Source organism: Bacillus sp. AFS040349, from assembly GCF_002577655.1.
Classification (GTDB): Bacteria; Bacillota; Bacilli; order Bacillales; family Bacillaceae; genus Metabacillus.
In genome coordinates this window covers 34,211-60,677 of the sequence record NZ_NUMC01000006.1, presented here as the reverse complement: position 1 = coordinate 60,677, position 26,467 = coordinate 34,211, and the positions used below count along the sequence as shown (strand labels likewise).

Sequence of the window (26,467 nt, the reverse complement as noted above, 5' to 3'; positions counted from 1 at the left end):
TGAGTAGAGATTGTAACTCCTTAAAAAATGGTAATAAAAAGAAAATAAAAGTAAACTATATATAAAGTGAAAAATGGACAAGGAAGGAACCTAACATGCAGAATGAAAAGCTTGAACAACTAAAAAATGAATGGCTTGTTGAAGTAACAATTGATGAAATTCAAGAAAAGCTAAATAATCATGAAATAACATCAAGAGAATTAGTGCTGATGTACTTATCAAGAATCGCAAAGATTGATCAAGATGGACCAAAAATAAATTCCATAATTGAAGTGAATCCCGAAGCATTACATATTGCCGACTCATTAGATTACGAACGGAAAACTAACGGCAGCCGCGGACCATTGCACGGGATTCCTGTTGTCATAAAAGATAATATCGATACAGCTGACAAGATGCATACAAGTGCAGGCTCTCTTGTGCTGGCGGAATCTTATGCTCATGAAGATGCAACACTTGTTAAACAGCTGCGTGACGCTGGGGCTATTATTCTTGGTAAAACCAATTTAACCGAATGGGCCAATTTTATTGCTGAGGATATGCCAACTGGGTATAGCTCAAGAGGAGGCCAGGTCTTAAACCCTTACGGTACAGACTTTATTGTAGGAGGATCAAGTGCAGGGTCAGGAGCGGCAATTGCTGCAAATTTAGCAGTAGTAGCAGTTGGTACAGAAACATCAGGCTCTATTTTAAGTCCTGCCAGTCAAAATTCACTTGTGGGGATCAAGCCGACTGTTGGTCTTATTAGCAGAAAAGGAATTATTCCGATTTCACATACACAAGATACGGCAGGTCCAATGACGAGAACTGTTAGGGATGCTGCGATATTGTTAAATGTACTAACAGCAAAAGACCCAAAAGACCCTATCACTTTAACGAATGAGCTTGCTGATATAGATTTTACCAACATCTTGTGAAAGATGGGCTAAAGGGGAAGAAAATTGGGATTGCGCGAGAAACATATTTTGATGAGTTAAATGAATCACAGTTAACAGTTATGAACAACGCGATTAATAAGTTGAAGGAGCTTGGTGTGGAAGTTGTTGATCCAATCACCATACCTTCAACAAATGAAGAATGGGATATAAATGTTCTTTTATATGAATTTAAAACGGATCTTAATGCTTACCTAAAAACGATTGACTCTACTGTCGGAGTACGAACTCTAACTGATGTGATAAAAGCAAATGAAGAAATTGGTGAGAAGGCACTGAAATTTGGTCAAAAACTATTTCTTGATGCAAATGCAACAAGCGGCAATCTTATTGAGCCAGAATATCTAGAAAGCTTAGAAAAAGATGATACTTTATCCAAAATAAAAGGAATTGATAGTGTCATGCAGGAACAAGGATTAGATGCAATTGTTTTCCCGAACAACTTTGGGGCAATGATTCCAGCGAAGGCAGGATATCCATCCATTACTGTACCAGCTGGTTACACAAATGATGGTGAACCTGTAGGAATTACGTTTACAGCCAAAGCATATATGGAACCAACTTTGTTGGAAATTGCTTATTCATATGAGCAAGCAACGAAACATCGAGTTGCTCCCTTTCAAGCGAAATAAACTACTATCAAAAACTGGTCGGCTCATTCGATCAGTTTTTTCTATTTAAAAGAAGGTGGGAATTTTACCCTTTTTATGAAACTTAATGGTAACTTATTCGTATTATTTATTGAAAGAGTAGTACTTAGTGGATTAAGAGGAGGAAGTGAAATGATTGATATCATTTTTATTATTATCTTTATTACTTGTATTGCTTACATCATTCAATACAGAATGAATATTAAGAAAGCAGCTGAAATGTCAACTCAGGCTCTATTTCCTAGAACAGAGAGAGAGTTTAATAGTATTCTCATACCTGCTGAGTGGAAAGAAATGCAGCCTATATCAAAACATTCAAGATCTTATCAATACGTAAAATGGGCCACATTAGCTGCACTTATTTTATTATTTATTTTACTAGTTGTTGTACTAACAACGGATTGGATAGAATCCTCTTTATTTAGCTCTGCTTATTTGTTTTTTATATTAATTAAATCTGTACAACACAAGGGATGTCTTTTTATTCTATCAAAAGGGGTTATCATTAATGGGAAGTTCTATCATCCAAGTCAAATTTCTTCCTATCAAACAGAAAAGATCATACGTTGGCATGAGCTTTATGGTTACAGTACGAGAGTTGATAATGCAATTAAGCTAACATTTCAACATAAAAAGCCATGGTTGAACCCATCAAGTTATGTGGTTGTTGAAAATGAAGAACATCTTAAAAAGATAACTTCCTTCTTAGATCATCAAGGAATAGTGGGAAACCATAAAGAACAAACTACATAGAACTTGTAAAAGAAATCTATACATGATATATTACTTGCATACTTAATGACCAAATTATTCATTTGGTCATTTTTGATGCAGGAGTGAATATAATGAGCATAGATAGGAAGCAGCAAATAGTAGATGCCGCCACAAAAGCATTCACACAATTTGGCTATAAAGGAACAACAATGGATTTGGTTTCAAAGCTAGCGAATGTTGGGAAAGGAACAATTTATACCTTTTATACAAACAAAGAAGAATTGTTTTCAGAAATTATTGATCGATTATTGGCAGATATGAGGACTGCTGCTGATGCGGCATTTGATACAAACCATCCTTTTGTTGATCGTGTTCACTTAGCTTTATATAGTATTCTTGAATTCAGAAAAACTCATCAATTAACAATAAAAATCTTTCAAGAGAGTCAAGAACTAGGCACACCAACCGTAAATGCGGGTGTTCAAAAGGTAGAAGAAATGGTCTTACTTTATATTAAACAAAAAATGATTGATGCAATAGAAAACCAAGATATCAAAAATTGTGATCCTGAGCTTACTGCGTTTATTATTTTAAAATTATATGTTTCACTTATTTTTGATTGGGAAAAACATCATCAACCCCTAGGGAAAGAAAAGATTGCTGAAATTTTTGAGGGTTATTTACTTAAAGAATTGTCACTGTGATAATCCTCTCTTTTTGATAGAAAATGACTAAATGGACATCTTGGTCAATTGGTAATTGGAGGAGGTATAAAAGTGTCTTTAATAAAAGCAGAATGGAAAGCACTATTAAAAAATAGAAAAGTATTGATTGCGGTTATTGGGGTATTGTTTATACCGTTAATGTACAGCGGTGGATATCTTAGCGCATTTTGGGATCCTTATGGACAGCTGGATCAATTACCTGTTGCAGTTGTTAATCAAGATGAAGGGGCAATATTTGAAGGTGAGCCTTTAGATGTTGGTAACGAGTTAATTGAAACGCTAAAGGAAGACTCCACATTTAATTGGCATTACGTAGAAAAAGATGAAGCTGAAAAAGGTTTAAAAAATCATGATTATTATATGATTATCGAAATACCTAAAAACTTTTCAAAAAATGCTACAACATTATTAGATGATAGTCCGCAAAATCTTGAATTATCTTTTAAAACAAATAAAGGTTATAACTTTATTTCAGGTCAAATTGGCGAGAGTGCCATCGAAAAAATAAAAGAAGAGGTTTCTCATTCTTTAACAAAAACATATGCAGAAGGGTTATTTGAAAATATCGAGCTTATGGCTGATGGAATTAGTGAGGCAAATGATGGTTCTCAAGAAATCAATAATGGTGTAAGTGAACTGAAGGAAGGCTCAAACACACTAAATGATAACCTTAAGCAATTAGTTACCAAATCAGTTACGTTTAAAGAGGGACTTAATGAAGCCGAAAAAGGTACAGTGAAATTAGCAGATGGAATGACTGAAGTTGAAAAAGGCTTAACTGCCATGCTTCAAGGGCAAAACGATCTTTATAATGGCTCTGTTGAAGCTGAAAGTGGAACAAATCAACTGGTAGCAGGTTTAAAAAGCTCCTTAGATGGAATTCAAAAACTCGAGAAATCCTTACCAGATTTAACAACTGGAACCGAACAATTAAACACATCAGCTCCTGAGCTGGTTACAGGAACGAAGCAATTGGCAGAAGGAAGTCTCACAGCTAGTGAAGGAGCTGTTCATTTATCTGAAAACCTCTCTGGTGTAACCAACAAAGTGAATGAAATGGTAACAAAGCTTGAAGGGACAACTATACCTGAGGAGCAAAAGGCAGAATTAATGGCCTTAGCTGAAGCGTTAAATAGTATTAATAATGGTCAGCAAGAACTTGCAACTAATTTAACCGAATTAACAGCAGGTGCTGAAAATTTACACGAAAAAGTGGTGGACTTACCGGCAAAAAGTACTCAGCTTTATGAAGGTACTGTTGCTGTTCAAGAGGCGATTGATCAGATTGGTACCGGGCAAGAAAAACTTTATAACGGTGCCCTTCAAGTTAATGATGGCCAATCACAAATTACATCAGGCTTAGCTACATTTGGCGAAAGAATCAATCAAATGAAAACAGGAGTAACTAGATTAACAAATGGTGGTGTGAAACTTGAAGGTGGTATACATGAATTAGCAGAAGGTGCGGTGGCTTTAGAAGATGGATCTGTTCAACTTGCAGATGGGTCCATTAAAATGGACAATGGATTAACAGAGCTATCAGATGGTACAAATGAGCTCTCTTCGAAACTAGCTGAAGCAACAGATGATACAAAAGATGTAAAAGGTACAGAAGACCAATATGACATGATAGCAGAGCCAGTTCAATTGTCTAAAGAAGAAATAAATAAAGTATCAAATTATGGCACAGGACTTGCTCCATACTTTCTATCCTTAGCGTTATTTGTAGGAACACTTTTATTTACAGTTGTTTTTCCATTACGAAAACCAGCTGGAGAACCAAGCTCAGGAGTGTCATGGTTTATTAGTAAATTTAGTATTTTGTTCGTTGTTTCGATCTTCCAAGCAGTTTTAGCTGATATACTCCTCTTATATGGATTGGGCTTGGAAGTGAAGAATATTGGTTTGTTTTTCTTGTTTAGTATTTTAACAAGTTTAACATTTATGGCTATTGTACAATTTTTTGTAACAACTATGGCTGATCCAGGGCGCTTTATCGCAATCATTATATTAATTCTACAGTTAACTACAAGTGCAGGAACCTTCCCGCTCGAATTACTTCCTAATGTTTTTCAAGTGATTAATCATTGGTTACCGATGACATACTCAGTGGCAGGGTTAAGAGCCATTATTTCCACTGGAGATTTTAATGAATTGTGGCATCAAGCTTATATATTGATTGGCTTTTTTGCAATGTTTATTAGTGGGACGATCATTTATTTTTCAATAAAGGTAAAAAAGTCAAGTGTGCAAGAAAACGTAGGTATAATAGAAGGATAAGAAAGGTCTGATCCGAAATTCGGGTCAGATCTTTTGTTTTACAGTAGGGCTAACGTTATGAGAAAAATGACAAAATAAAACAAATTCATATATTTTTTTCAGAAAATTCCCCCTTTTTACCTAATATGTTATAAAATATAACATTATATGTAACTATTATTATCATTTGGAGGTAGGAAATGGAGACGATCGAATTAAATATGAATGTTTTATGGATTGTTATTGCGACCATTCTAGTCTTTTTTATGCAGGCTGGTTTCACTTTGCTTGAGGCTGGCGTAGTTAGAGCAAAGAATTCAATTAATGTAGCAATGAAAAATGTTATTGATTTACTCATTACAACAATTGTGTTTGCTTTGGTTGGTTTTGCCTTAATGTTTGGCAGTTCATCTTCTGGATGGATAGGACTAGATGGATTTTTTTTACGAGGCCTTGGAGAAGATCCTTATAATTGGGCATTTTTATTATTTCAAATTGTTTTTGCTGGAACAGCTGCAACGATCGTTTCCGGTGCAATTGCTGAACGAGTGAAATTTGGAGCATATATTATTGGGACCATTATGATAAGTGCAATCATTTATCCAATCTTCGGTCATTGGGCTTGGGGAAGCTTATGGAATGGAGAAGATCAAGGGTGGCTTGAGGCACTAGGTTTTATAGATTTCGCTGGTTCGACTGTTGTCCATTCTATTGGTGGCTGGGTTGCTTTGGCAGCTACGATTATCGTAGGACCTCGAATTGGAAAATATACTTCTACTGGTGAAACTCAAAAATTCGCTATGTCGAATGCCGTTTTAGCTGTAACTGGTGTATTTATTTTATGGCTTGGTTGGTTTGGGTTTAATGCAGGATCTACTGGAATAGCAGATGTAAGTATTGCATTAATATCTTTAAACACTCATTTCGGTGCCGTAAGCGGTGGAACAGCTGCATTAATTATTAGTTGGGTGCTTGATAAAAGACCTCGCGTAGAGGATATATTAAACGGAATTCTCGCAGGTCTTGTTTCTGTAACGGCAGGTGCTAATATATTAACTCCAGAGTTTGCATTGATAAGCGGGGCAATTGCTGGAGTTCTTGTAATTTTCTCTTTAAGATTGATAGATTCTGTCTTTAAGATTGATGATGCAATTGGAGCGATTGCTGTTCATGGTGTATGTGGAGCGTGGGGGACGTTGGCTTTAGCTTTATTTGCACCAATAGAAAACCTTGTACGTGAAACTAGAATAGAACAAATTGGTGTTCAACTTTTGGGGATAGGAACAGCTTTCGTCTGGGCTTTTGGGATGGGGTTAATTATTTATGGAATCATGAAATATACAATGAAAATAAGAGTGGAAAAAGAAGAGGAAGAAGCAGGCTTAAACGTTAGTGAGCATGGTGCTTCAATTTCTGTATTAGACACGATAGTTGCAATGAATGAGATTGCTGCCGCAAAGGGAGATTTAACGAAAAAAATCCACTATGAGCCGGGAGAGGACATGGCAGAGCTTAATGAAGCTTTTAACACTGTCCTAACAACATTAAATGATCTTGTGCATCAAGTGAAAACACAAACAGCTAATGTGCTTTCCACTACCGGAAATGTATTATCTCTTAGTGAAGATTCGAAACAGAGTGCCAGTCTTCAGATGACTGAAATAGAAGAAACCTATTCATATGTAACACAATCAGAAAAGTGGTTGGAGAAAGAAATAGAAGTAGAAAATCAAGTCATTGCAGAGATTCAGCAAGCATTCTCGTCGATTGAAACAATTGGAAATCAATTAAACTGGATTCAAAAGGAGATGTCCGATATTTCAAGCTTTGTTCATGAGGTTGGAGAGCTTAATGATGATGTACATCAAAAAATGTCAATGTTTAATGAGAATATCTCTAAGATTACCAACTATGCTAATGAAAGTGGGCAGATGATAGACATTATTACGGACGTTTCTGAACAAATAAATTTATTGTCCCTCAATGCTAGCATTGAAGCAGCAAGAGCTGGGGAATCAGGACGGGGCTTTACAATAGTAGCGAATGAGATTAAAAAGCTTGCTCTAAAATCTAAAAGTTCTACTGAAGATATTCGAAAGATGATTCAGCAAACAACACAAGAAACCACTGCCGGTTTTTCAGAGGTAATAGAGCTTTCTAAAAAAATAGACCTACTTAGCACGGAATTATCAAAAATGCCAAAACGATTTAATACGATTGATGAAAAAGTCTACCAGGTGAGTCATTTTATGAACAGCTTTCTTGTTACATTAGAACGAGTTAATCAAGATACAGTAACAATCCAAGGAAGAAGATATGAACAACAAGACAGCTTTAAGAAAATGACTGGCCGAATGGAACAAGTCTATCAAAATATGAAAACCAATCTAGATCTTACCTTTGATATGGTAGAAAAAATTAAAACAATGAAAAAACAAAATGAACAACTACAACACTCAGTCAGCCAATTTGTTACGGCTAAGTAACTGTGTACCTATCTAATTTAATCAACAAGAATAAGGTCATTGGGCTTTATTCTTGTTTTTGTTATAGGTGGATTGCATTAGTGAAAATTGAAGCATTAAAATCATATTTTAAAACGACTAGTGAAATGGAGCGGAAGACACTTGACTCCTGCGGGAGATAGAGGAAAGGGTGAGACCCCGCAGGCGAAGCCGAGGAGGCTCAGCTTCCTCCCCGGGGAATCTTGTGTCTGTAGCGCAATGGAACGGCCTTATTCTAAAGTTTAACGTATTGAACAATAAATTTTGGAATACAGATCATTCCTGAACCATTTAAAAGATAACATCCAAATCTCTATGAAAAATAGGAACAATTTTGAAAAAAAGATTGAATAATAAATAATATTTTCATATAATTAAACCTGAAAACGTTTCCAAAGGTCAAACAAGGTGGGCAACATAGAGCCTATGGGGAGGGAGAAATTTGTCTACCATTGAAGATGTCGCGAAACTAGCGGGTTTATCTAGGACAACTGTATCTCGAGTCTTAAATGATCATCCGTATGTTTCTGATGAGAAAAAGAAGCTTGTACAAAAAGCAATGGAACAATTGGGGTATGTTCCGAATTCTGCTGCAAGAAGCTTAAGAAATCAAAAAACCGGGATTATTGCTGTTTTGATACCTAGAATATCAGATCCGTTTTTTAGTCAATTGATTGAAATCTTAGAGATGGAAGCTTCTTCTAAAGGGTATCAATTAATTATTTGCCAGACACAATTTTCAAAGCAAAAAGAATGCCGTTATTTAAACCTCTTGAAAACCAAGCAGGTAGATGGCGTCATTATGACATCAGTTGAAAATGATTGGTCAGTTATTGACACTTATTTGAACTTCGGTCCGGTCATTCTTTGTAATGAAAATGTAGATTGTGCTCAAGTACCAATGGTGTATATAAATCAGGCGGAAAGCGGCTACAAGGTTGCAAAGTATCTGCTTGAAAGGGGTCATACACGTATTGCGTACTGTTCTAGTGGAATGAGTAGAAAAGGAACACAGTCGCGACTGGAAGGATTTATGTCTGCTTTACAAGAAGCAAATATACATGATTATGATCAGTGCTTTTTTGAAAGGGTTTCCACAGTCGGTGATGGTCAGCAGATTTTTCGAAAGCTTGAAAATATGAAGGCTGCACCAACTGCAATAATTGCTGGTGAAGATGCTGTGGCAGCGGGTATTATCTCTGAGGCTAAGAAGTTAGGATGGAATATTCCTGGAGATTTGACGGTTGTTGGATACGACAATATGACAATGACAAAATTAATTGATCCAATGATTGCAACCGTCATACAACCAGTAGAAATCATGGCTAAAAAATCAATTGAAGTTATTTGCGAAAAAATACATAAAAAACAATTCCGTGTTTTTGAGAACCATGAATTCTCTTCAAAACTAGTATTTCGTGAATCTTTGAACAATAGAAATCTAGTTGCGACATCTTAAAGAAGAAGGAGATACTAACCTTCTTCTTTTTTATTTTCATGTATGAAAAAGAAACTAAGGTGTAGAGTCCTTAGTTTCTTTTTGTTCTGTATCAGATATAAAAACATAAAACTGTTATTGTACAGATTAGGCGCAAGTAAACGATTTAGATTTCAGTAACATGTAAGCATTCATTGCAAGTGTTGCCATAGCACTCATGTTGCTCTTCGATTTCGTTGCCACATTCTTTACATTGTTTTTTAGGTAAGTTTCTGAAAAATTCAGTTATTTTCATGATCATTTGGAATCCCCTCCGTTTGATTTGTTACACCTATTGTATTATAACAGTTTAAAAAGTGTCAACAACTGTTTTGTAACAATTTTCGAGGGAATAGGTAAAAGTTGTTGATTTGTAAGAGTTTTACTAAATAAAAATAGGTATTATCCAGTTTTTGGTATAAAGTATTTCGATTTTATAAATCCTAATACTGGTTTATAATGGAAAGATCAATAAGTAGGGGGATTAGAGATGGAAGTAACAGTTGTTGGCTTTTGGGGTGGATTTCCCAAAGCAAATGAAGCTACATCAGGATATTTAGTGGAGTCAAATGGATTTAAACTACTGGTGGATTGTGGGAGTGCTGTGCTATCAAAACTACAAGAGTACTTAGCGATTGATGAATTGGATGCTGTCATTTTATCCCACTATCATCACGATCATATCGCTGATGTTGGTCCCCTACAATATGCTCGCTATGTTACAACGATCCTTAATGGAAAAGGGAAAACTCTGCCAATTTATGGTCATAAGTTAGATGATGAAGGCTTTCAGAAGCTAACATATAAAGATGCAACAAAAGGTATCGAGTATACATCAGATCAAGTGGTTTCGGTTGGGCCCTTTAGCATCTCTTTTTTAGAAACATCTCATCCGGCACCATGCTTTGCAATGAAAATAACAGATCATAAATCAACTGTAATTTATACGGCTGATTCTAGCTATAAGCATGAGTTTATACCGTTTTCAAATAAAGCTGATCTCCTTATTGGAGAGTGCAGTCTTTATTCACATCAAGATGGTGCGAAGATGGGGCATATGAATAGTCGGGAAGTTGGAGAAATTGCTCAAAAAGCAGGAGTGAACCAACTTCTTATTACTCATTTACCACATTTTGGAGATCATAATGATTTAAAAAGAGATGCGGGGAATATCTTCTCAGGTAAAGTACTTCTTGCCAAGAGTGGTCTGAAAATTAATTGTTAGTAAAGGGTTACTACTTACTGGTGACCCTTTATCTGTAATTACTTCAAAGAAATTCCTATAAAACTGTAAAATATAATATGAAATCCATTCCATGTGATTGTATAATTTTTCTTCTTTCAATATAATAAAGATAGAATATTTATAAAGTTGGCGATATGAGTAATTTATAAAGCCTATATGAAAAAACGAATATTCTAGTGTAGCCGTTGTCTCATGGATAGCAAGGGAGTATTTTTAAAAATAGAAAATGAATGGTTATTCATTCATTTTTAAAGGGGTGGGAGAATGAATTTATCTTTACGGTTTTCAGAAACTGTAAAAGAACATGGAACAAAGCCGGCATTTATTTTTGAAGGTAATGAAACCTCTTATTTGCAGTTAGAGGGAGCAATTAATCAATTTGCAAGCAGCTTAACGGACATGGGGATAAACAAAGGGGATCATGTCGCAGTTGTTTTAGGAAATTCACCTTACTTTGTTATCTCTTTATACGGAGCTTTAAGAGCTGGAGCAACCGTTATTCCAATCAATCCTATCTACACACCTGATGAAATTGCTTATATTATAAATAACGGAGATGTAAAAGCAGTCATTACTTTAGACTTGTTAATACCGTTATTTGAAAAAATGAATGAAAAGCTGCCTAAGGTTGAACACATTATTACGTGTGAAACACCACCTACTGATAGCAAAACCGATGTAGATGTAACGAAGCTATCTATTTACACAAAAATGAAAGGGTTTACAAAGATGCTTTCAACAGGTAACCCGAGGTTTGTTGGTCCAGAGTTATCAGATGATGATGTTGCTGTTATTCTCTATACGTCTGGTACAACTGGTAAACCAAAGGGTGCGATGTTGACGCATAAAAACTTATATAGCAATGCAATTGATACGGCAAACTATTTAAAGATTACAAGTGATGATATTGTTGTGACAACATTGCCGATGTTTCATGTATTTTGCTTAACAGTTTCTTTGAATGCACCTTTAATGAATGGAGCCACATTACTTATTGTTCCGAGATTCAGTCCTGAAATTGTTTTTCAATTGGTTAAGAGCTATCAGGCAACAGTTTTTGCTGGAGTTCCAACTATGTATAACTTCTTACTTCAGTATGACAAAGCACAACCTGATGATTTAAAGTCATTGCGCATTTGTATCTCGGGTGGGGCATCAATGCCTGTAGCCTTATTAAAAGGATTTAAACAAAAGTTCAAAGTCATTGTTTCTGAGGGTTATGGTTTATCTGAAGCTTCTCCGGTTACTTGCTTTAATCCACTTGACCGCCCAAGAAAGGCTGGTTCAATTGGCACAAATATTGTGAACGTTGAAAATAAGGTTGTAAATGAGCTTGGAGAGGAATTACCACCAAATCATGTAGGAGAGCTTATCGTTAGAGGTCCTAATGTTATGAAGGGCTATTATAAAATGCCAGAAGAAACGGCACATACATTACGAGACGGCTGGCTATATACAGGTGATTTGGCAAGACAGGATGAAGAAGGGTATTTCTATATTGTTGATCGAAAGAAAGATATGATTATTGTAGGTGGTTATAATGTATATCCACGTGAAGTGGAAGAGGTACTTTATAATCATGAAGAAGTTGTAGAGGTTGCTGTATTAGGCGTGCCTGATCCAAATTTCGGTGAGGCAGTCAAATGCTTTGTCGTCGTTAAGGATGACAAAATGACAGAGGATGACCTTTTAGAGTACTGTAAACAGCACCTTGCTAAGTACAAAGTACCTAGTTCAATTGAATTCTTAGAAGAGCTACCAAAGAATACAACTGGAAAAATATTAAGAAGAGCTCTAAAAGATCAAGTTTTACAAAAATAGTATTTTGCTAGAATGAAATGAATGGTATTTTTTTCATTAACAAAAACACAGATATCCTTATGATATCTGTGTTTTTGCACTTTAAAGTGAGGAAGTGTAGGATGAAATATAGAAAAAAACATTATTAAATTTTCAAAAAATATTGAAGTATTTGATTTCTCCTGTATAATTTAATCAATAAAAGCATAAAAGCATAAAAGGGTATAAGAATTAAAGGGGGACTTTTGTATGAAAAAAGGTTGGAAAATTGGTACAGGTTTAATGCTTGCTAGCTTTCTAGCATTATCAGGTTGTGGAGGTAGTGAAGGAACGTCTGAAAGCAGCAGCGGAGACTCTGGTTCAGATGCTGGTAGCGGGGAAAAGACCTATACAATTGGTGTAAACCAAATCGTTGAGCATCCATCACTTGATGCAGCATTAGAAGGATTTAAGGCAGCATTAAAAGAAAAAGGCTTGGAAGTTGAATATGATGTTCAAATTGCACAAGGAGATCAAAATAATAGCCAAACGATTGCTAATAACTTTGTTGGTGATGGAGTTGACTTAATATTCGCTAACTCAACACCAAGCGCTCAGAGTGCTTTAAATGCAACAACAGATATTCCAATTATCTTTACTTCTGTAACAGATCCGGTTGGAGGCGGCTTAGTGAAAAGCTTTGAAGAACCTGGTGCAAACATAACAGGAACAACAGATACACATCCGGATGCGATTCCTAATACAGTGAAGTTTATTGATGAGAACATTGATGGAACTAAAGTTGGGATGATCTATAACTCTGGAGAACAGAACTCTGTTGCTCAAATTGATCTTGTTAAGAAAGCAATGGAAGGTACAGATTTAGAGGTTGTTGAAGCTTCTGTATCAACATCAGCAGAAGTAAAACAAGCAACAGAATCTTTAGTTGGTAAAGTTGATTCTTTATATGTTATCACAGATAACACAGTAGTTTCTGCATTAGAAAGTGTAATTGGTGTTGCTAGTGATAATGATATTCCATTATTTGTTGGTGAGCTTGATTCAGTTGCACGTGGTGGCTTTGCTGCCTATGGTTTTGACTATTATGATATTGGCTTTGAAGCAGGTGAAATGGCAGTTAGTATTTTAAATGGTGAGAAAAAAGCAAGTGAAATTCCAGTACAATATCCTCAAAAACTTAAACTACAAATAAATGCAAAATCAGCTGAGGATATGGGAATTGATATAAAAGAGGAATGGAAAGAAGAAGCAGAAATACTTGAATAAAGGTGAGAAATTATGTTTACAGCCCTATTTGGATCAGTAGAGTCAGGCTTAATTTATGCGATTATGGCTCTTGGAGTATACCTATCATTTAGAATATTAGACTTTCCTGATTTAACAGTAGACGGCAGCTTTGTAACTGGCGCAGCAGTGAGTGCCGTATTAATTGTTAACGGTGTGAATCCTTTCCTGGCCACATTAGTCGCATTGGTTGTAGGATTTCTGGCGGGCTGCATCACAGGGGTACTACACACTAAGGGAAATATTAATCCTCTTCTATCGGGAATATTAATGATGATCGCCTTGTATTCTATTAATCTTAGAATTATGGGGAAATCAAATGTTCCGTTACTACAGGAAGAAACTGTTTTTACACAACTTTTAGAAGGCTGGAACAAGCTCGGGATTGATGCTGGCCTTCAAAGTCTCTTCATTTCAATTGGCCTGGAGGGGTTTGTTCCGAAAACATGGTCAGTCGTTATTACGATGTTAATCATGATTTTAGTAATTAAATACCTTTTAGACTATTTCCTGAAAACAGAGCTTGGTCTAGCGATTAGAGCTGTTGGTGATAATCAAAATATGATTACGAGCTTTTCTGCAAATACAGATATGCTAAAAATTGTAGGACTCGGTTTATCGAATGCACTTGTAGCATTTTCCGGCGCATTTATTGCTCAGTACAATGGCTTTAGTGATGTTGGTATGGGTATAGGGATGATTATCATTGGTTTAGCATCTGTTATTATTGGTGAGGCATTAGTCGGTACAAAAACAATTGTGCGTGCAACGATAGCCGTTATTATCGGGGCAATTGTATATCGAATTATTGTTGCGATGGCACTTCGAGTAAACTTTTTCGAAACAGGAGATATGAAGCTGATTACAGCATGTATTGTTATAGGAGCACTTGTTATTCCGCAAATCATTGATAAGCAAAAAGATAAACGGAAGAAAAGCTTACGAAGAAAGCGGGGTGCGAACATTGCTACAACTAAAGCAAATATATAAAGTTTTCAATGAAGGATCTCTAGATGAAAAAATTGCCTTAAACCATTTATCATTGTCTTTAGAAGAAGGAGACTTTGTTACGGTTATTGGAAGTAATGGTGCAGGTAAGTCTACGCTATTAAATGTTATTGCCGGACGAATCACTCCAGATGATGGTGATGTTCAAATTAAGGACAGATCCATGCTTGATGTAAGAGAGTACAAACGCTCACGATATATTGGGCGGGTATTCCAAGATCCGATGGCAGGAACAGCGCCAACTTTAACGATTGAAGAAAACCTAGCAATTGCTTATTCCAGAGTGCATAAGCGAAGCTTGAAGCCGGGTGTAACAGCGAAACGACGTGTGTTTTTTAAAGAGCAGTTAGAAATGTTAGGTCTTGGTCTTGAAAATCGGTTGTCTGCTAAAGTTGGATTACTTTCTGGTGGAGAACGTCAGGCTTTATCTCTATTAATGGCCACATTTACAAAGCCTGATATTCTTTTGCTTGATGAGCACACGGCTGCACTGGATCCTTCAAGAGCAGAGTTAATTACGAACTTAACGAAGAAGCTTGTTGAAAAAGGGAATTTAACGACGTTAATGATTACCCATAATATGCAACAGGCTGTAGATCTCGGAAATCGACTGATTATGATGGATAAGGGACAAATTGTTTTCCAGGCTGAGGGAAATCAAAAACAAGGATTAACGGTAAATTCATTATTAGAAGAGTTCTCAAAAATTAAATCAGATAGCTCATTATCTGATAAAGCTTTACTTATTTAAAAAGGTACATGTCCCAATGTCGGGACATGTACCTTTTGTATGATTAACCTCAACGTTAATACTGTTCTTTTTATCGCGTGTCCCTTCTATAGGCAATTTCCCCATTACAGAAGGTTAAATATACGTTCATTTTATCATCAAGAATAACAATATCTGCATCTTTTCCAACGGCTAGACTTCCTTTTCTATCAAACAAGCCCAATTGTTTTGCAGGGTTTTCAGAAGCCATTTTTATAGCTGCTTGAATGCTGCATCCAGTGAAAAGTTGAATGTTTTTAAAGGCATCTATCATTTTTAACACACTGCCAGCCAGTACATGATCTCTGATTAGTGCTTTACCAGCTTTTACAGTAACAATTTGTCCACCTAATTCATACTGACCATCATGAAGCCATTTTGCTCTCATTGAATCTGTAATTAAGATTAAGCGCTTTTCTGTAATTTGTTGATAAGCAAGCTTGACCATTTCAGGTCGAACGTGAATGCCATCTGCAATCAATTCAACCATAAGTTCTCCCTGCAAAAAGGCTGCTCCTACAATTCCTGGTTCACGATGATGGAGCCCTGTCATTTGATTGAAAAGGTGTGTTACATGGTTTAGTCCGGCTTCAATCGCACAAAGTACTTGATCATATGTTGCTTGTGAGTGGGCTACCGATGAAATAATCCTTTGATTCTTTAAGTAGTTTATAAATTCAACTCCGCCTGGAAGTTCAGGAGCCAGAGTAACCAGCTTGATTGTATGACTTGATAAAGACTCCCACTTTTTAAATGTGTTTAGATTTATAGGTTGAACATGATCCACAGGTTGTGCACCAATCCGATCTTTATTAATAAATGGCCCTTCTAAGTGAATGCCTAAAGGTGCTGCTTTTCCATGACTATGGTTTGCATTTATATAAGTTCCTGTATTTATTAAAGACCTCTCAATTGCCCTGGGATCCTCTGTCATTGTGGTAGGAAGAAAACTTGTAGTTCCTTCCATTGGTAGAGTAGATGAGATTACGTCTAATGCATCTTTTGTTGCATCCATTGTATCTGCGCCATTTAGTCCGTGAATATGAAGATCGATCATACCAGGGATAATTTTATAATCCTTAGGTACCGTTATTATTTCATACCCTTCTCTATCTGCTAACTCTGAGGATCGACCGATTTCATCTATGTATTGATTCTTTATTTTTAAATAACCATTCTCTATCATTCGATCTTCTAGATAAAGTAATCCATTTTGAATGAGTAGTTTGGGAGAAGATGCTTTCATGTTTCTCTCCTTTGCATTAGTTTATTTATACTCAATGTACATGATGTAAGGCTAAAAGGAAATAAAAGGGGAAAAAAGAAAGTAATCGTTGTTTGTTATACAATACAATTGTATAATATATTATACAATAACAAAAAATGGGAGAAATATATGAATTCAATTCAAACTCAAATTGCGGAGAATCTAAAAAATATACGTAAGCTTAGAGGGTATAGTTATGATCAGCTTGCTCAATTAACTGGAGTAAGCAAGGGGATGCTTTCACAAATCGAAAAAGGAGAATCAAGTCCAACCGTAAACACTCTTTGGAAAATTGCAAACGGTCTTCAAGTGTCATTTTCATCATTAGTGGAGGAGAAAGAACCAACTGTAACAGTTGTAAGACTACATGAAAAAACAGCAGTAACAGAAAATGACGAACAATTACAAGTATATCCTTATTTTCCTTTTGATTCATCTAAAAAGTTTGAGGTGTATTTTCTTGAACTAATGCCAGGTTGTGTTCATGAATCGGAAAGACATCATGGAAGTGTGGAGGAATATATTTTAGTTTGTGATGGAGAAGCAACGATTTCCATTCAAGATGTTAAATATGTTCTGAAAAAAGGGGATTCTATGCGTTTTCAGGCAAGTCAGTCCCATACGTATGCAAATCTTACAGATCAAAAAACGAGTTTTTATCTACTAATGTATTATTCATAAATCATGATAAGCACTAAAAAGGAGGTATTATATTGTCTACAACTACTTTAGCGAAAAAGCAATCTGATTTTCTTCAAGGAACACAAGGTGGGATTAGCATTGCGATTGGGTATTTACCTGTTGCTTTAACATTTGGCTTACTGTCAAAATCTACTGGACTTTCACTTTCTGAGACAGTGTTAATGAGTTTAATTGTGTTTGCCGGTGCTTCACAATATATATGTTTAAGTTTACTAGCTGTTGGAACTGGAATTATCGAAATTATTTTCACAACATTTATCGTTAATATTCGCCATTTTTTAATGTCTGCTTCACTAAGTGAGAAGGTTGAAAATGACTCATTGTGGAAAAAGGCTCTGTATTCCTTTGGATTAACGGATGAAACGTTTACGGTGGCATCAACGAGGAATGGTAACGTCAATGCTGGATATTTATTTGGACTTATGCTTATTTCTTATGCAAGTTGGGTCATTAACTCAGGAATAGGATATGTTATTGGGGCAAGCTTGCCGACAACAGTTCAAGAAAGTATGGGAATTGCGTTGTATGCCATGTTTATTGGCTTATTAATCCCGTCACTTAAGAAGCATCGAAAAGTGATGTATTTGGCAGTGGTTGCTGCGATTTTGAATTCACTTTGTTATGCATCTCAAATGATTTCAACAGGCTGGGCAATTGTTTTATCAACCTTGCTTTCAGCAATAATCGTAGAATTTTTCTATTCTAAACAAACAAATGAGGTGGAACAACGTGGATAAAACAATTTTGTTGATGATTATTGGGATGGGATTAGTAACATATTTACCAAGAATGATTCCTTTAGTTGCATTAGGTCAGTTAAAATTGCCCGTATTTGTCCAAAATGTATTAAAGAATGTACCATATGCAACATTAGGAGCTTTAATTGTCCCAGGGATTTTTCTGATTAGTGATGATATAGTTTTCGGATTAGTAGGTGCGGCTGCAGCAACTCTAATAGCTTTTACAGGAGCAAATGTAATTGTTGTTGTAATGGGTTCAATTGGTACCCTTGTTTTATATAGCATGTTTTTTTCATAGGTTGAGAGGGAGCAAAGACTTAAAAGCCTTCCCTTTTCAGTTCTAATGAAACGAGCTTAGCACTACACTAGAAATAAGAGCTTGTTCAAGGGGGAATGGCAGATGAGGAAATGGTTAACGCGATCAATTTTACTTTATTTTGTATATGGATTAGCAGTGTACTGGTATTTATTTATCTTTTCCGGATCAGGCGTGCCGGCCCCTTATGAGGGAACATCAGCTGATCCTGCAACCTTTATGACAGGAAGAGAATTGATCTTATCACAGGAATATTCGACCATTCGAAACTTCTTGTACTTTGTCACGATTCCGTTTGAATGGTTTTTACTATTTGTGTTTATGATAACTGGTTTTTCTCGTAAAATGCAGGACTGGTCAAATTCGACTTCGAAAATTTTTAGCTTGCAATCAGCTATATACTTTTTTTGGTTATCATTATTTATTAGTATTCTCTCCTTTCCTGTTGATATGATTGGTTTTCAATTATCAAAAATGTATCATATTACAACGCAATCCTTTTTTGCTTGGATGAAGGACCAACTCATTGATTTTTGGGTTAATTACTTGTTGATGACAGTCATCATTCTTGTTCTTTACTGGCTTATTAAACGTTTTGAAAAAAGATGGTGGCTTTACGCATGGTTTTTATCGATTCCTTTCTCGTTATTTCTTATGTTTTTTCAACCAGTAGTCATTGATCCTCTTTATAATGATTTCTATCCGTTACAAAACAAAGAACTAGAGGAAAAGATACTAGAGCTAGCTGATAAAGCTGATATTCCTGCTGAGCATGTATATGAAGTAAATATGTCTGAAAAAACAAATGCACTGAATGCTTATGTTACTGGAATAGGCTCTAACTCCAGAATTGTATTGTGGGATACCACGTTAACTCGCTTAAGTGAAGAAGAAATTTTATTTATTATGGCTCATGAAATGGGACATTACGTGATGAATCATATTTACGTAGGTATTGCAGGTTATTTATTATTAAGCTTAGTTGGCTTATTTTTAATTGATAAATTAATGAGATTGTTTATTAAGCGCAACGGTAAGTTTTTAAAGATCAGGTCAATGAAAGAGTTAACTTCCTTTCCGTTATTTTTATTGCTTTTAGGCGTGCTAACCTTTGCTTCAAGTCCACTTTCAAATACAGTAGCAAGATATCAGGAAAAGTCAGCAGATATGTATGCGATAGAAATGACAGGTAACCATGAGGCTGCTATACAATCTTTCCAAGAGTTATCTAGAGCAGGCTTAAGTCAAGTTAATCCTCCAACATTGGTAAAGGTTTTCCGGTATACGCATCCTACGATGTTAGAAAGAATTTTATATTTAGAAGAACATAAAAAAACAGAATGAGGTTGAAACTGTTTTATAACAAAAAGGGATTTGGTGTTGAAAACGCCAAGTCCCTTTTTTGTTGTTATATCAAGGGTTTCAATGAAAATTAAAAGCTTGTCAAAAACTTTTTTGAATTTTTTTCAAGAAAATTGTTCCATTTTTATTTAATCTGTTATATATTAGTTTTAGTTAAAACAAACTGTATTATAACAATTTGAAGAGGGGTGTTTTTTCAAAAATGGCAACACAAATGACTGGTTGTAAAATTGTTGGAAACATGAACCCAGAATTTCAGCAAGTATTAACACCTGAGGCGTTGAGGTTTGTTGAAAAGCTAGAACGAAATTTTGGAGATCGCAGACGAGAGCTGTTACAACGAAGAGAGGATAGACAAAAAGAAATTGATAATGGCAAACTGCCCGGTTTCTTAGCGGAAACAGAGCATATTCGTAATGGAGATTGGATGGTAGCTCCAATTCCACAGGATCTTCAAGATCGACGGGTAGAAATAACAGGACCTGTTGATCGCAAGATGGTAATTAACGCTTTGAATTCAGGTGCAAAAGTATTTATGGCTGATTTTGAGGATGCAACATCACCAAGCTGGGAAAATGTGATGAACGGCCAAATCAACCTCAAAGATGCTGTCCGCCGAACAATCTCCTTTGAAAATGAAGGCGGTAAGACGTATCAGTTGAATGAGGAAACAGCAACTTTAAAGGTAAGACCAAGAGGCTGGCATCTTGAGGAAAAACATATAGAGCTTGATGGTAAACGAATGTCTGCCAGCTTAGTAGATTTTGGAATATTCTTTTTTCATAATGCAAAGGAGTTAATTGAACGCGGAAGTGGCCCCTATTTTTATTTACCTAAAATGGAAAGTCATCTTGAAGCAAGATTATGGAATGATGTATTTTGTTTTGCACAAGATGAATTAAATATTTCACGCGGAACCATTAAAGCAACTGTATTAATTGAAACAATCATGGCAGCCTTTGAAATGGATGAAATCCTTTATGAACTGAAGGAGCACTCAGCGGGATTAAATTGTGGCAGATGGGACTATATTTTTAGTTATCTTAAGAAGCTTAGAAACTGTGAGTCTGTTATTCTACCAGATCGTGCGCAAGTAACAATGACTGTTCACTTTATGAGGTCATACTCTTTACTCGCTATCCAAACTTGTCATAAGCGCAATGCCCATGCAATGGGAGGAATGGCGGCACAAATTCCAGTGAAAAACAATCCAGTAGCTAATGAGCGAGCGTTTGAAAAGGTTCGTGCAGATAAAGAAAGAGAAGCAACATACGGCCATGATGGTACATGGGTTGCCCATCCTGCACTTGTTCCAGTGGCGAAGGATGTATTTGATAAACATATGAAAACACCTAATCAGATTCACCGTAAACGAGAAGATGTAAACGTAACCGTAGAAGATTTGTTAGAGGTTCCGGATGGAATCATTACAGAAGAAGGGGTTAGAACAAATATCGATGTTGGGATCCGTTATATCGCTTCATGGCTTTGTGGCAGGGGCGCTGCGCCAATTCACAATTTAATGGAAGATGCAGCTACAGCAGAGATATCAAGAGCTCAAGTATGGCAATGGATTCGCCATCCAAGAGGAATTCTTGAAGATGGTCGTAAATTAACATTCGAGCTTTATGATTTATTAAGGAATGAAGAAGTTCAAAAGATAAGAGAATCAGTGGGGGAAATAGCTTTTCAGAAAGGTCATTTTGAAGAAGCGGTTTTTGTTTTCGATGAACTGGTAAAACGCGAAGAGTTTATTGATTTCTTAACGATACCTAGCTATGAAAAGCTTTAAACAAAATGTAGTAAGGACAACAAAGGGGAAGTAAGAAAAAAATTTATTTATAAAAATGGGGGAATAAAAATGAACGGTCAAACAAGAGTAGAAGCATTACAAGAAAGCTGGGAGTTAGATAAACGTTGGGAAGGCATTACACGTCCTTACAGCGCGGAAGAGGTTATTCGTTTAAGGGGTTCAATCGATATCGAGCATACGTTGGCAAGACGAGGAGCAGAAAAGCTTTGGAATTATCTTCACAATGAGGACTACATTCATGCACTTGGTGCACTTACAGGGAATCAAGCTGTTCAGCAAGTAAAAGCTGGCTTAAAAGCAATTTACTTAAGTGGTTGGCAGGTAGCAGCAGATGCGAACCTTTCAGGTAATATGTATCCAGATCAAAGCTTATATCCTGCAAACAGTGTTCCACATGTTGTAAAGCGTATTAATCAAGCCCTACAACGTGCTGATCAAATACAGCATCTTGAAGGAGAAGGAAAAATTGACTGGTTTGCTCCAATCGTTGCGGATGCAGAGGCTGGCTTTGGCGGGCAATTAAATGTTTTTGAATTAATGAAATCAATGATTGAATCGGGTGCTGCAGGGGTTCATTTTGAAGATCAATTATCATCAGAGAAAAAATGTGGTCATTTAGGTGGAAAGGTATTATTACCAACTCAGACTGCTGTGAAAAATCTTATTTCAGCTCGATTAGCAGCTGATGTTATGGGAACACCAACGATTATTATTGCTCGAACAGATGCAGATGCAGCAGATCTTATTACAAGTGACGTTGACCCTGCTGATCATGAGTTTATTACAGGTGAGCGCACAGTAGAAGGGTTTTTCCGAACTCGTTCCGGAATTGATCAAGCAATTAGCAGAGGACTTTCATATGCACCATATGCAGATTTAATCTGGTGTGAAACATCTGAGCCTAATTTAGAGCAGGCACAAAAATTTGCTGATGCTATTCATGAGAAGTTTCCTGGAAAACTATTAGCTTACAACTGTTCACCTTCTTTTAACTGGAAGAAAAAGCTGGATGATGAGACAATTGCAAACTTCCAAAAAGAAATTGCAAAAATGGGTTATAAGTTCCAATTTGTTACACTTGCAGGTTTCCATGCTCTAAATCACAGCATGTTTGAGCTTGCACGAGGTTATCGTGATCGTGGTATGGCTGCTTATTCTGAGCTTCAACAAAATGAATTTTCTAGCGAAGTACATGGATATACAGCTACTAGACATCAGCGCGAGGTTGGAACAGGTTACTTTGATGAGGTAGCTCAAACTATTTCTGGTGGAACATCTTCAACAACAGCATTGAAGGGATCAACGGAAGCAGAGCAGTTTACAAAAGCATAATAAAAGAAGAACGGCCAAGGACTACATCCTTGACCGTTCTTTTATGTCATATTGGATAATCACAGAAATAAAGACTGCACATGGCAGCCTTTATCCTAGCTTACGCAATCCTTTGTATTCTTTTGATAGTTTCATAAATACTGTCTTGTTCTGTGTGTCAAGTGCATCATTGATACGCTCTTCTAGCAATTCTTTTTTCCTGTTAAACAACGCTTCATCCAAAATCATTTGAATATACATGTCTAATACAGGTTGCTCGGATGGAACGTTTTTCGTGTTACGGGACTTCATGATTTCAGTGTACGACGACTTTTTATTTTTCATGAAAGATCACCCCTGATGCCTTTTTTATATTGTATGGAATTTTAAGGAGAAAATCAACCGAATTGTTAAAATTTTTAAAAAATTTAACAGGAATATTTTTGAAATGTATGAAAATCTTACAATAGGAAAAGATATTCCAAAGGATGTGATGTCATGAATAAAGAAGAAGAAACAGAATTATTACCAACTGCTTTAAATCCACTAGTTGGAATTGAAATGGAAGATAGAGACAGTCTGAGAGGCCCATTTGATGATTCAGCAGCTCAGAATAATGAATGACTTCATTACAAATATGTAACAGAAGTCATTTTTTTATGGAGTTTTTGTAAATTTATAGAATTTTTAAAAAAGACATGCTAGATTATTTATGGGATATTTTACCTAATAATTTAGTAAGAGGTGCAAAACAGTGATTGATACAAACAAAATGGTAGTGGAAGATTATCTTATTAACCGATTTACTATGGCCATTCTCCCTGGTGAAAATAGGTATATCACTGAGGTACTGGAGCTTGAGCAAGATCTTACTGTTGGGAAACGCCCAATGGATGTGATTGACCAAAGTTGCAGATATTTTGGGAGCAGTTATAATGGCAGGAAGGAAGGGACTAAAGACTTAATGGGAATTACACATAAACCACCAATTGTAATTGACCCGACAAACTCAATTTACTTCTTCCCAACAACATCCTCCACACGGCCGCATTGTGCATGGCTTTCACATAGCTTTGTGAAAGAATATGTAGGAACGAAAGAAGACAATACTTGCATTACGTTTACAAATGGTAAAGTTATAACGTTACCAATGTCAGTAGGTTCCTTTGAAAATCAACTTTTCCGCACAGCACAGTTAAGAACGATTATTTCTTCAAGAATTGAACAAGAACAAAGAAAAATAAATATGCTTCTTTTTCCAAAAGGAGAGAAGGAAGTTAGTTCATTTTATGAACAAATGATAAGAGAAATGAATCGATTTCAATAATTTAACTTCATTGTGAATAAGATAGAATGAGACGAAGCTATCCGATTTGTGGGTAGCTTTTTCAGGGTCTACTTAATGCATAAGGACTTTACCTAATTATGTAACATTTAGACACGTTAATCCGTATTACTGCTAAGACATTATGATGATAAGGAGAATATGATGTCATTTAAAAAGAGAAGAGAAAAACATTTAAAAAAACGAAGAGCCAAAAGCAAGCATGATACTTATTCCTTATTCGATTTCTTTGCGGATGTTGTCTTTTATTTTCCTGAACTTATTTTTTTACCGTTTCGGATACTGTGGTATGGATTAAGAGTCATATTTAGATTTTTTGATTGGACCTAGTGTTGAAGCGCATTAGTTATTGAACTTATTTTCCTTTATTTTGGAAGTACTAATATTTGGGTTGATTTTGTGTGCTTTTCCCATGATTTATTTTTTCTGGTTTAAATAAATATAGTTCCATAATTTCAGATACTTTGTTTCGAATTCTCGGATTAAAATAATTATGTTTTTCTTCATATCCGTTGTAAATAAAGGAATATAGAGTGAATGCTTCGTCTCGTTCAACCTGATGAACTTTAATGTTTCGTTTTTGAAGTTCTCGCTTAACGTCAGCCAAATCCTTTTGTACGAGTTTTAATGACTCTTCGACAATAGATAAATATGGACGATGTAATTTAAATGGACTTTGTTGAATAACTGCTAAATCTCTATTAAAAATTGAAACAGCCATCGGTAAATAAATTGCTTGTTCGATCATGTCTCGAACGTCACTTGGTATTCTTGTCACAGAAATGCCCCCTATCGGTTCAGAACATTTGTTCGTATTTAATTATAATCGAATCTTAATAAATTCGCAAGTATGACAAACTTAGTAAGTACCTGTATCTTTTAAGTTTTAACATAAGTGTGTACAATAGATACAAAGGAATTTACAAGGAGTATAAGATGAACTTTGAGACGTTACAGGACATATTTACATTAGAATATTTAATGGAACTATTTGAGACCTATCGTTCATTTGGTCCATTTTTCGCGATATTATTACCAATGTTAGAAGCCTTTTTTCCATTTTTACCTCTAGTTGTCTTTATTGTTGCCAATGTAAATTCATTTGGACTATGGATGGGATTTTTTTTATCTTGGATTGGGGCTTGTTTAGGTGCTATTATTGTATTCGTTATAATGAGGAAACTTGGCGAATGGAGAGTTTTTAAGAGCCTGAAACAAAAAAAGGGAATTAAAAAGCTGTTAACCTGGATTGAAAGAAGAGGATTTAGTCCGCTTTTTCTTATTCTTTGTTTTCCGTTTACTCCGTCGGCAGCGATTAATGTTGTTGCAGGTTTGTCCAGAATTAGTTACTGGCAGTTTATATTAGCCGTTCTATCGGGGAAACTAGTTATGATTTTCTTGGTAAGTTTTATTGGGCAGGATCTGCACGCTCTTATAACAAAGCCAATTCGATCTGTTATAGCAGGAGTTGTAATCTTTTTACTGTGGTTCATTGGAAAAAGAGTGGAAAAAAGATTAAATACTACCATGACGGTTGAGAAAAAAGAACACTAACCTTTAGGAGGTTATATGAAAAAGCGTAAAATTGCTTTTACGGCAGTAGGAGTATGTTTAACGGCTATTATTGTGAAAAACTTGATCTTTGTTGAATATAAGGTAGAGGGAGTTTCCATGCAGCCAACATATGAGGAAGGAAGATTGCTGTCTATTAACAAGTTAAGCTTATATTTTTCCTCGTTAAAGAGATTTGATGTAGTTGTATTTCAACTCCCAAATAGTGACGACATTTATGTGAAAAGAGTGATTGGTCTTCCGGGTGATGAACTTCATTATAAGGACGATCAGCTTTATGTAAATGGAAAGGCTGTAAATGAACCTTTTCTTTCTCCAGAAGATCTAGATGTTACGAAGCAGACAGGAAACTTTACACTCGAGGATATTATAGATAAGGGAACAATACCAAAAGGTTATATATTTGTTATAGGTGACAACCGTATTCAAAGCCGGGACAGTCGTCATTTTGGTTTAGTGAAAATGGATGATGTCATAGGAATTGTAGGTAATGAAGAATAATGCTAACTCAACTTGTTTATAACTTGTGGAGTTAGCATTTTTTTGATGATAAAGGGAGGGGGTGTGCTGTTGTTCATTGGGTGGATGAATGACAAAAGTGGGCGGAGTGGAAGAGCGAGTGGTGTCGTTCATAGGGGGGATGAACGACAAACCCCAGATAGAACCAG

The 26,467-nt window shown here is 35.9% G+C and carries 24 protein-coding genes and 1 pseudogene; 21 read left to right on the top strand and 4 right to left on the bottom strand.

Translation table 11 applies throughout. From position 1 onward, the window contains the following. The first annotated feature begins 95 nt into the window (after positions 1-95). From COD11_RS00845 to COD11_RS00820, 6 genes and pseudogenes are all read left to right on the top strand, one after another. Positions 96-1,567: pseudogene (locus tag COD11_RS00845) on the top strand (amidase). A 150-nt stretch (positions 1,568-1,717) separates the two neighbouring features. Continuing rightward, positions 1,718-2,338, top strand: a complete 621-nt coding sequence (locus COD11_RS00840; protein ID WP_098794884.1) for a hypothetical protein — start codon at positions 1,718-1,720, stop codon at positions 2,336-2,338. A 92-nt stretch (positions 2,339-2,430) separates the two neighbouring features. Beyond that, positions 2,431-3,003, top strand: coding sequence for a TetR/AcrR family transcriptional regulator (locus tag COD11_RS00835; RefSeq protein ID WP_098794874.1), 573 nt, complete (start codon positions 2,431-2,433; stop codon positions 3,001-3,003). Between the two features lie 72 nt (positions 3,004-3,075). Beyond that, positions 3,076-5,304, top strand: a complete 2,229-nt coding sequence (locus COD11_RS00830) for a YhgE/Pip family protein (protein ID WP_176550935.1) — start codon at positions 3,076-3,078, stop codon at positions 5,302-5,304. A gap of 179 nt (positions 5,305-5,483) precedes the next feature. Next, positions 5,484-7,769: an ammonium transporter gene (amt, locus tag COD11_RS00825; protein WP_098794872.1), complete on the top strand. Its 2,286-nt coding sequence runs from the start codon at positions 5,484-5,486 to the stop codon at positions 7,767-7,769. 460 nt (positions 7,770-8,229) lie between these two features. Beyond that, positions 8,230-9,246, top strand: a complete 1,017-nt coding sequence (locus tag COD11_RS00820) for a LacI family DNA-binding transcriptional regulator (protein WP_098794871.1) — start codon at positions 8,230-8,232, stop codon at positions 9,244-9,246. Positions 9,247-9,391: 145 nt separating this feature from the next. On the opposite strand, the gene yhfH is transcribed toward COD11_RS00820, so the two are convergent. After that, positions 9,392-9,526: a protein YhfH gene (gene yhfH / locus COD11_RS00815; RefSeq protein ID WP_098794870.1), complete on the bottom strand. Its 135-nt coding sequence runs from the start codon at positions 9,524-9,526 to the stop codon at positions 9,392-9,394. Positions 9,527-9,754: 228 nt separating this feature from the next. Between yhfH and COD11_RS00810 the strand changes: the two genes are divergently transcribed. The 5 genes from COD11_RS00810 (at position 9,755) to COD11_RS00790 (ending at position 15,353) form a co-directional block, all read left to right on the top strand. Next, positions 9,755-10,489 carry an MBL fold metallo-hydrolase gene (locus COD11_RS00810; RefSeq protein WP_098794869.1) on the top strand — a complete coding sequence of 245 codons (735 nt, stop codon included), beginning with the start codon at positions 9,755-9,757 and terminating at the stop codon, positions 10,487-10,489. A 285-nt stretch (positions 10,490-10,774) separates the two neighbouring features. Beyond that, on the top strand, positions 10,775-12,331 hold the full coding sequence (locus COD11_RS00805) for a fatty acid--CoA ligase family protein (protein WP_098794868.1): 1,557 nt from the start codon (positions 10,775-10,777) through the stop codon (positions 12,329-12,331). A gap of 228 nt (positions 12,332-12,559) precedes the next feature. After that, complete coding sequence (locus tag COD11_RS00800; RefSeq protein ID WP_098794867.1) at positions 12,560-13,576, top strand: ABC transporter substrate-binding protein; 1,017 nt, start codon at positions 12,560-12,562, stop codon at positions 13,574-13,576. A gap of 12 nt (positions 13,577-13,588) precedes the next feature. Further along, positions 13,589-14,584 carry an ABC transporter permease gene (locus COD11_RS00795; protein ID WP_098794866.1) on the top strand — a complete coding sequence of 332 codons (996 nt, stop codon included), beginning with the start codon at positions 13,589-13,591 and terminating at the stop codon, positions 14,582-14,584. After that, the gene (locus COD11_RS00790) at positions 14,559-15,353 is read left to right on the top strand and encodes an ABC transporter ATP-binding protein (RefSeq protein WP_098794865.1); all 795 of its coding nucleotides are present in this window, start codon (positions 14,559-14,561) and stop codon (positions 15,351-15,353) included. The genes COD11_RS00795 and COD11_RS00790 overlap by 26 nt, the downstream gene beginning before the upstream one ends. Positions 15,354-15,423: 70 nt before the next feature. On the opposite strand, the gene nagA is transcribed toward COD11_RS00790, so the two are convergent. After that, on the bottom strand, positions 15,424-16,617 hold the full coding sequence (gene nagA, locus COD11_RS00785) for an N-acetylglucosamine-6-phosphate deacetylase (RefSeq protein WP_098794864.1): 1,194 nt from the start codon (positions 16,615-16,617) through the stop codon (positions 15,424-15,426). A gap of 150 nt (positions 16,618-16,767) precedes the next feature. Here nagA and COD11_RS00780 point away from each other — a divergent pair, with 150 nt between their 5' ends. The 6 genes from COD11_RS00780 to aceA all read left to right on the top strand — a co-directional run bounded on the left by COD11_RS00780 (position 16,768) and on the right by aceA (position 22,903). Next, on the top strand, positions 16,768-17,319 hold the full coding sequence (locus COD11_RS00780) for a helix-turn-helix domain-containing protein (protein ID WP_098794863.1): 552 nt from the start codon (positions 16,768-16,770) through the stop codon (positions 17,317-17,319). A gap of 32 nt (positions 17,320-17,351) precedes the next feature. Beyond that, entirely contained in the window at positions 17,352-18,077 is a 726-nt protein-coding gene (locus tag COD11_RS00775) for an AzlC family ABC transporter permease (RefSeq protein ID WP_098794862.1), read from the top strand. Beyond that, positions 18,070-18,378, top strand: a complete 309-nt coding sequence (locus tag COD11_RS00770) for an AzlD domain-containing protein (RefSeq protein WP_098794861.1) — start codon at positions 18,070-18,072, stop codon at positions 18,376-18,378. The genes COD11_RS00775 and COD11_RS00770 overlap by 8 nt, the downstream gene beginning before the upstream one ends. A gap of 102 nt (positions 18,379-18,480) precedes the next feature. Beyond that, entirely contained in the window at positions 18,481-19,740 is a 1,260-nt protein-coding gene (locus COD11_RS00765; protein WP_098794860.1) for a M48 family metallopeptidase, read from the top strand. A 259-nt stretch (positions 19,741-19,999) separates the two neighbouring features. Continuing rightward, complete coding sequence (gene aceB, locus COD11_RS00760) at positions 20,000-21,550, top strand: malate synthase A (RefSeq protein ID WP_218012725.1); 1,551 nt, start codon at positions 20,000-20,002, stop codon at positions 21,548-21,550. A gap of 69 nt (positions 21,551-21,619) precedes the next feature. Next, positions 21,620-22,903, top strand: coding sequence for an isocitrate lyase (gene aceA / locus COD11_RS00755; RefSeq protein WP_098794858.1), 1,284 nt, complete (start codon positions 21,620-21,622; stop codon positions 22,901-22,903). A 90-nt stretch (positions 22,904-22,993) separates the two neighbouring features. Here aceA and COD11_RS00750 read toward each other — a convergent pair whose 3' ends face one another. Next, positions 22,994-23,227 (bottom strand): IDEAL domain-containing protein, encoded by a 234-nt coding sequence (locus COD11_RS00750; RefSeq protein ID WP_098794857.1) that lies wholly within the window; start codon positions 23,225-23,227, stop codon positions 22,994-22,996. Positions 23,228-23,380: 153 nt separating this feature from the next. Here COD11_RS00750 and COD11_RS27320 point away from each other — a divergent pair, with 153 nt between their 5' ends. Continuing rightward, on the top strand, positions 23,381-23,506 hold the full coding sequence (locus tag COD11_RS27320) for a hypothetical protein (protein WP_255301510.1): 126 nt from the start codon (positions 23,381-23,383) through the stop codon (positions 23,504-23,506). Between the two features lie 130 nt (positions 23,507-23,636). Beyond that, positions 23,637-24,209, top strand: a complete 573-nt coding sequence (locus COD11_RS00745; RefSeq protein ID WP_098794856.1) for a competence protein ComK — start codon at positions 23,637-23,639, stop codon at positions 24,207-24,209. Between the two features lie 397 nt (positions 24,210-24,606). Here the strand turns inward: COD11_RS00745 and COD11_RS00735 are convergent, their stop codons facing one another. Then, on the bottom strand, positions 24,607-25,005 hold the full coding sequence (locus tag COD11_RS00735) for a YhjD family protein (protein WP_098794854.1): 399 nt from the start codon (positions 25,003-25,005) through the stop codon (positions 24,607-24,609). A 158-nt stretch (positions 25,006-25,163) separates the two neighbouring features. Between COD11_RS00735 and COD11_RS00730 the strand changes: the two genes are divergently transcribed. Both COD11_RS00730 and lepB read left to right on the top strand, forming a co-directional pair. Beyond that, entirely contained in the window at positions 25,164-25,781 is a 618-nt protein-coding gene (locus COD11_RS00730) for a TVP38/TMEM64 family protein (protein WP_098794853.1), read from the top strand. Positions 25,782-25,796: 15 nt separating this feature from the next. Further along, on the top strand, positions 25,797-26,300 hold the full coding sequence (lepB, locus tag COD11_RS00725; protein ID WP_098794852.1) for a signal peptidase I: 504 nt from the start codon (positions 25,797-25,799) through the stop codon (positions 26,298-26,300). The last annotated feature ends 167 nt before the right edge of the window (positions 26,301-26,467 follow it).

Excerpts from the sequence above, each read along its gene's own strand:
- COD11_RS00840 (WP_098794884.1), top strand. The coding sequence starts at position 1,718 with ATGATTGATATCATTTTTATTATTATCTTTATTACTTGTATTGCTTAC.
- COD11_RS00835 (WP_098794874.1), top strand. The coding sequence starts at position 2,431 with ATGAGCATAGATAGGAAGCAGCAAATAGTAGATGCCGCCACAAAAGCA.
- amt (WP_098794872.1), top strand. The coding sequence starts at position 5,484 with ATGGAGACGATCGAATTAAATATGAATGTTTTATGGATTGTTATTGCG.
- yhfH (WP_098794870.1), bottom strand. The coding sequence starts at position 9,526 with ATGATCATGAAAATAACTGAATTTTTCAGAAACTTACCTAAAAAACAA.
- COD11_RS00810 (WP_098794869.1), top strand. The coding sequence starts at position 9,755 with ATGGAAGTAACAGTTGTTGGCTTTTGGGGTGGATTTCCCAAAGCAAAT.
- COD11_RS00805 (WP_098794868.1), top strand. The coding sequence starts at position 10,775 with ATGAATTTATCTTTACGGTTTTCAGAAACTGTAAAAGAACATGGAACA.
- COD11_RS00800 (WP_098794867.1), top strand. The coding sequence starts at position 12,560 with ATGAAAAAAGGTTGGAAAATTGGTACAGGTTTAATGCTTGCTAGCTTT.
- COD11_RS00795 (WP_098794866.1), top strand. The coding sequence starts at position 13,589 with ATGTTTACAGCCCTATTTGGATCAGTAGAGTCAGGCTTAATTTATGCG.
- nagA (WP_098794864.1), bottom strand. The coding sequence starts at position 16,617 with ATGAAAGCATCTTCTCCCAAACTACTCATTCAAAATGGATTACTTTAT.
- COD11_RS00780 (WP_098794863.1), top strand. The coding sequence starts at position 16,768 with ATGAATTCAATTCAAACTCAAATTGCGGAGAATCTAAAAAATATACGT.
- COD11_RS00765 (WP_098794860.1), top strand. The coding sequence starts at position 18,481 with ATGAGGAAATGGTTAACGCGATCAATTTTACTTTATTTTGTATATGGA.
- aceB (WP_218012725.1), top strand. The coding sequence starts at position 20,000 with ATGAACCCAGAATTTCAGCAAGTATTAACACCTGAGGCGTTGAGGTTT.
- aceA (WP_098794858.1), top strand. The coding sequence starts at position 21,620 with ATGAACGGTCAAACAAGAGTAGAAGCATTACAAGAAAGCTGGGAGTTA.
- COD11_RS00750 (WP_098794857.1), bottom strand. The coding sequence starts at position 23,227 with ATGAAAAATAAAAAGTCGTCGTACACTGAAATCATGAAGTCCCGTAAC.
- COD11_RS27320 (WP_255301510.1), top strand. The coding sequence starts at position 23,381 with ATGAATAAAGAAGAAGAAACAGAATTATTACCAACTGCTTTAAATCCA.
- COD11_RS00730 (WP_098794853.1), top strand. The coding sequence starts at position 25,164 with ATGAACTTTGAGACGTTACAGGACATATTTACATTAGAATATTTAATG.
- lepB (WP_098794852.1), top strand. The coding sequence starts at position 25,797 with ATGAAAAAGCGTAAAATTGCTTTTACGGCAGTAGGAGTATGTTTAACG.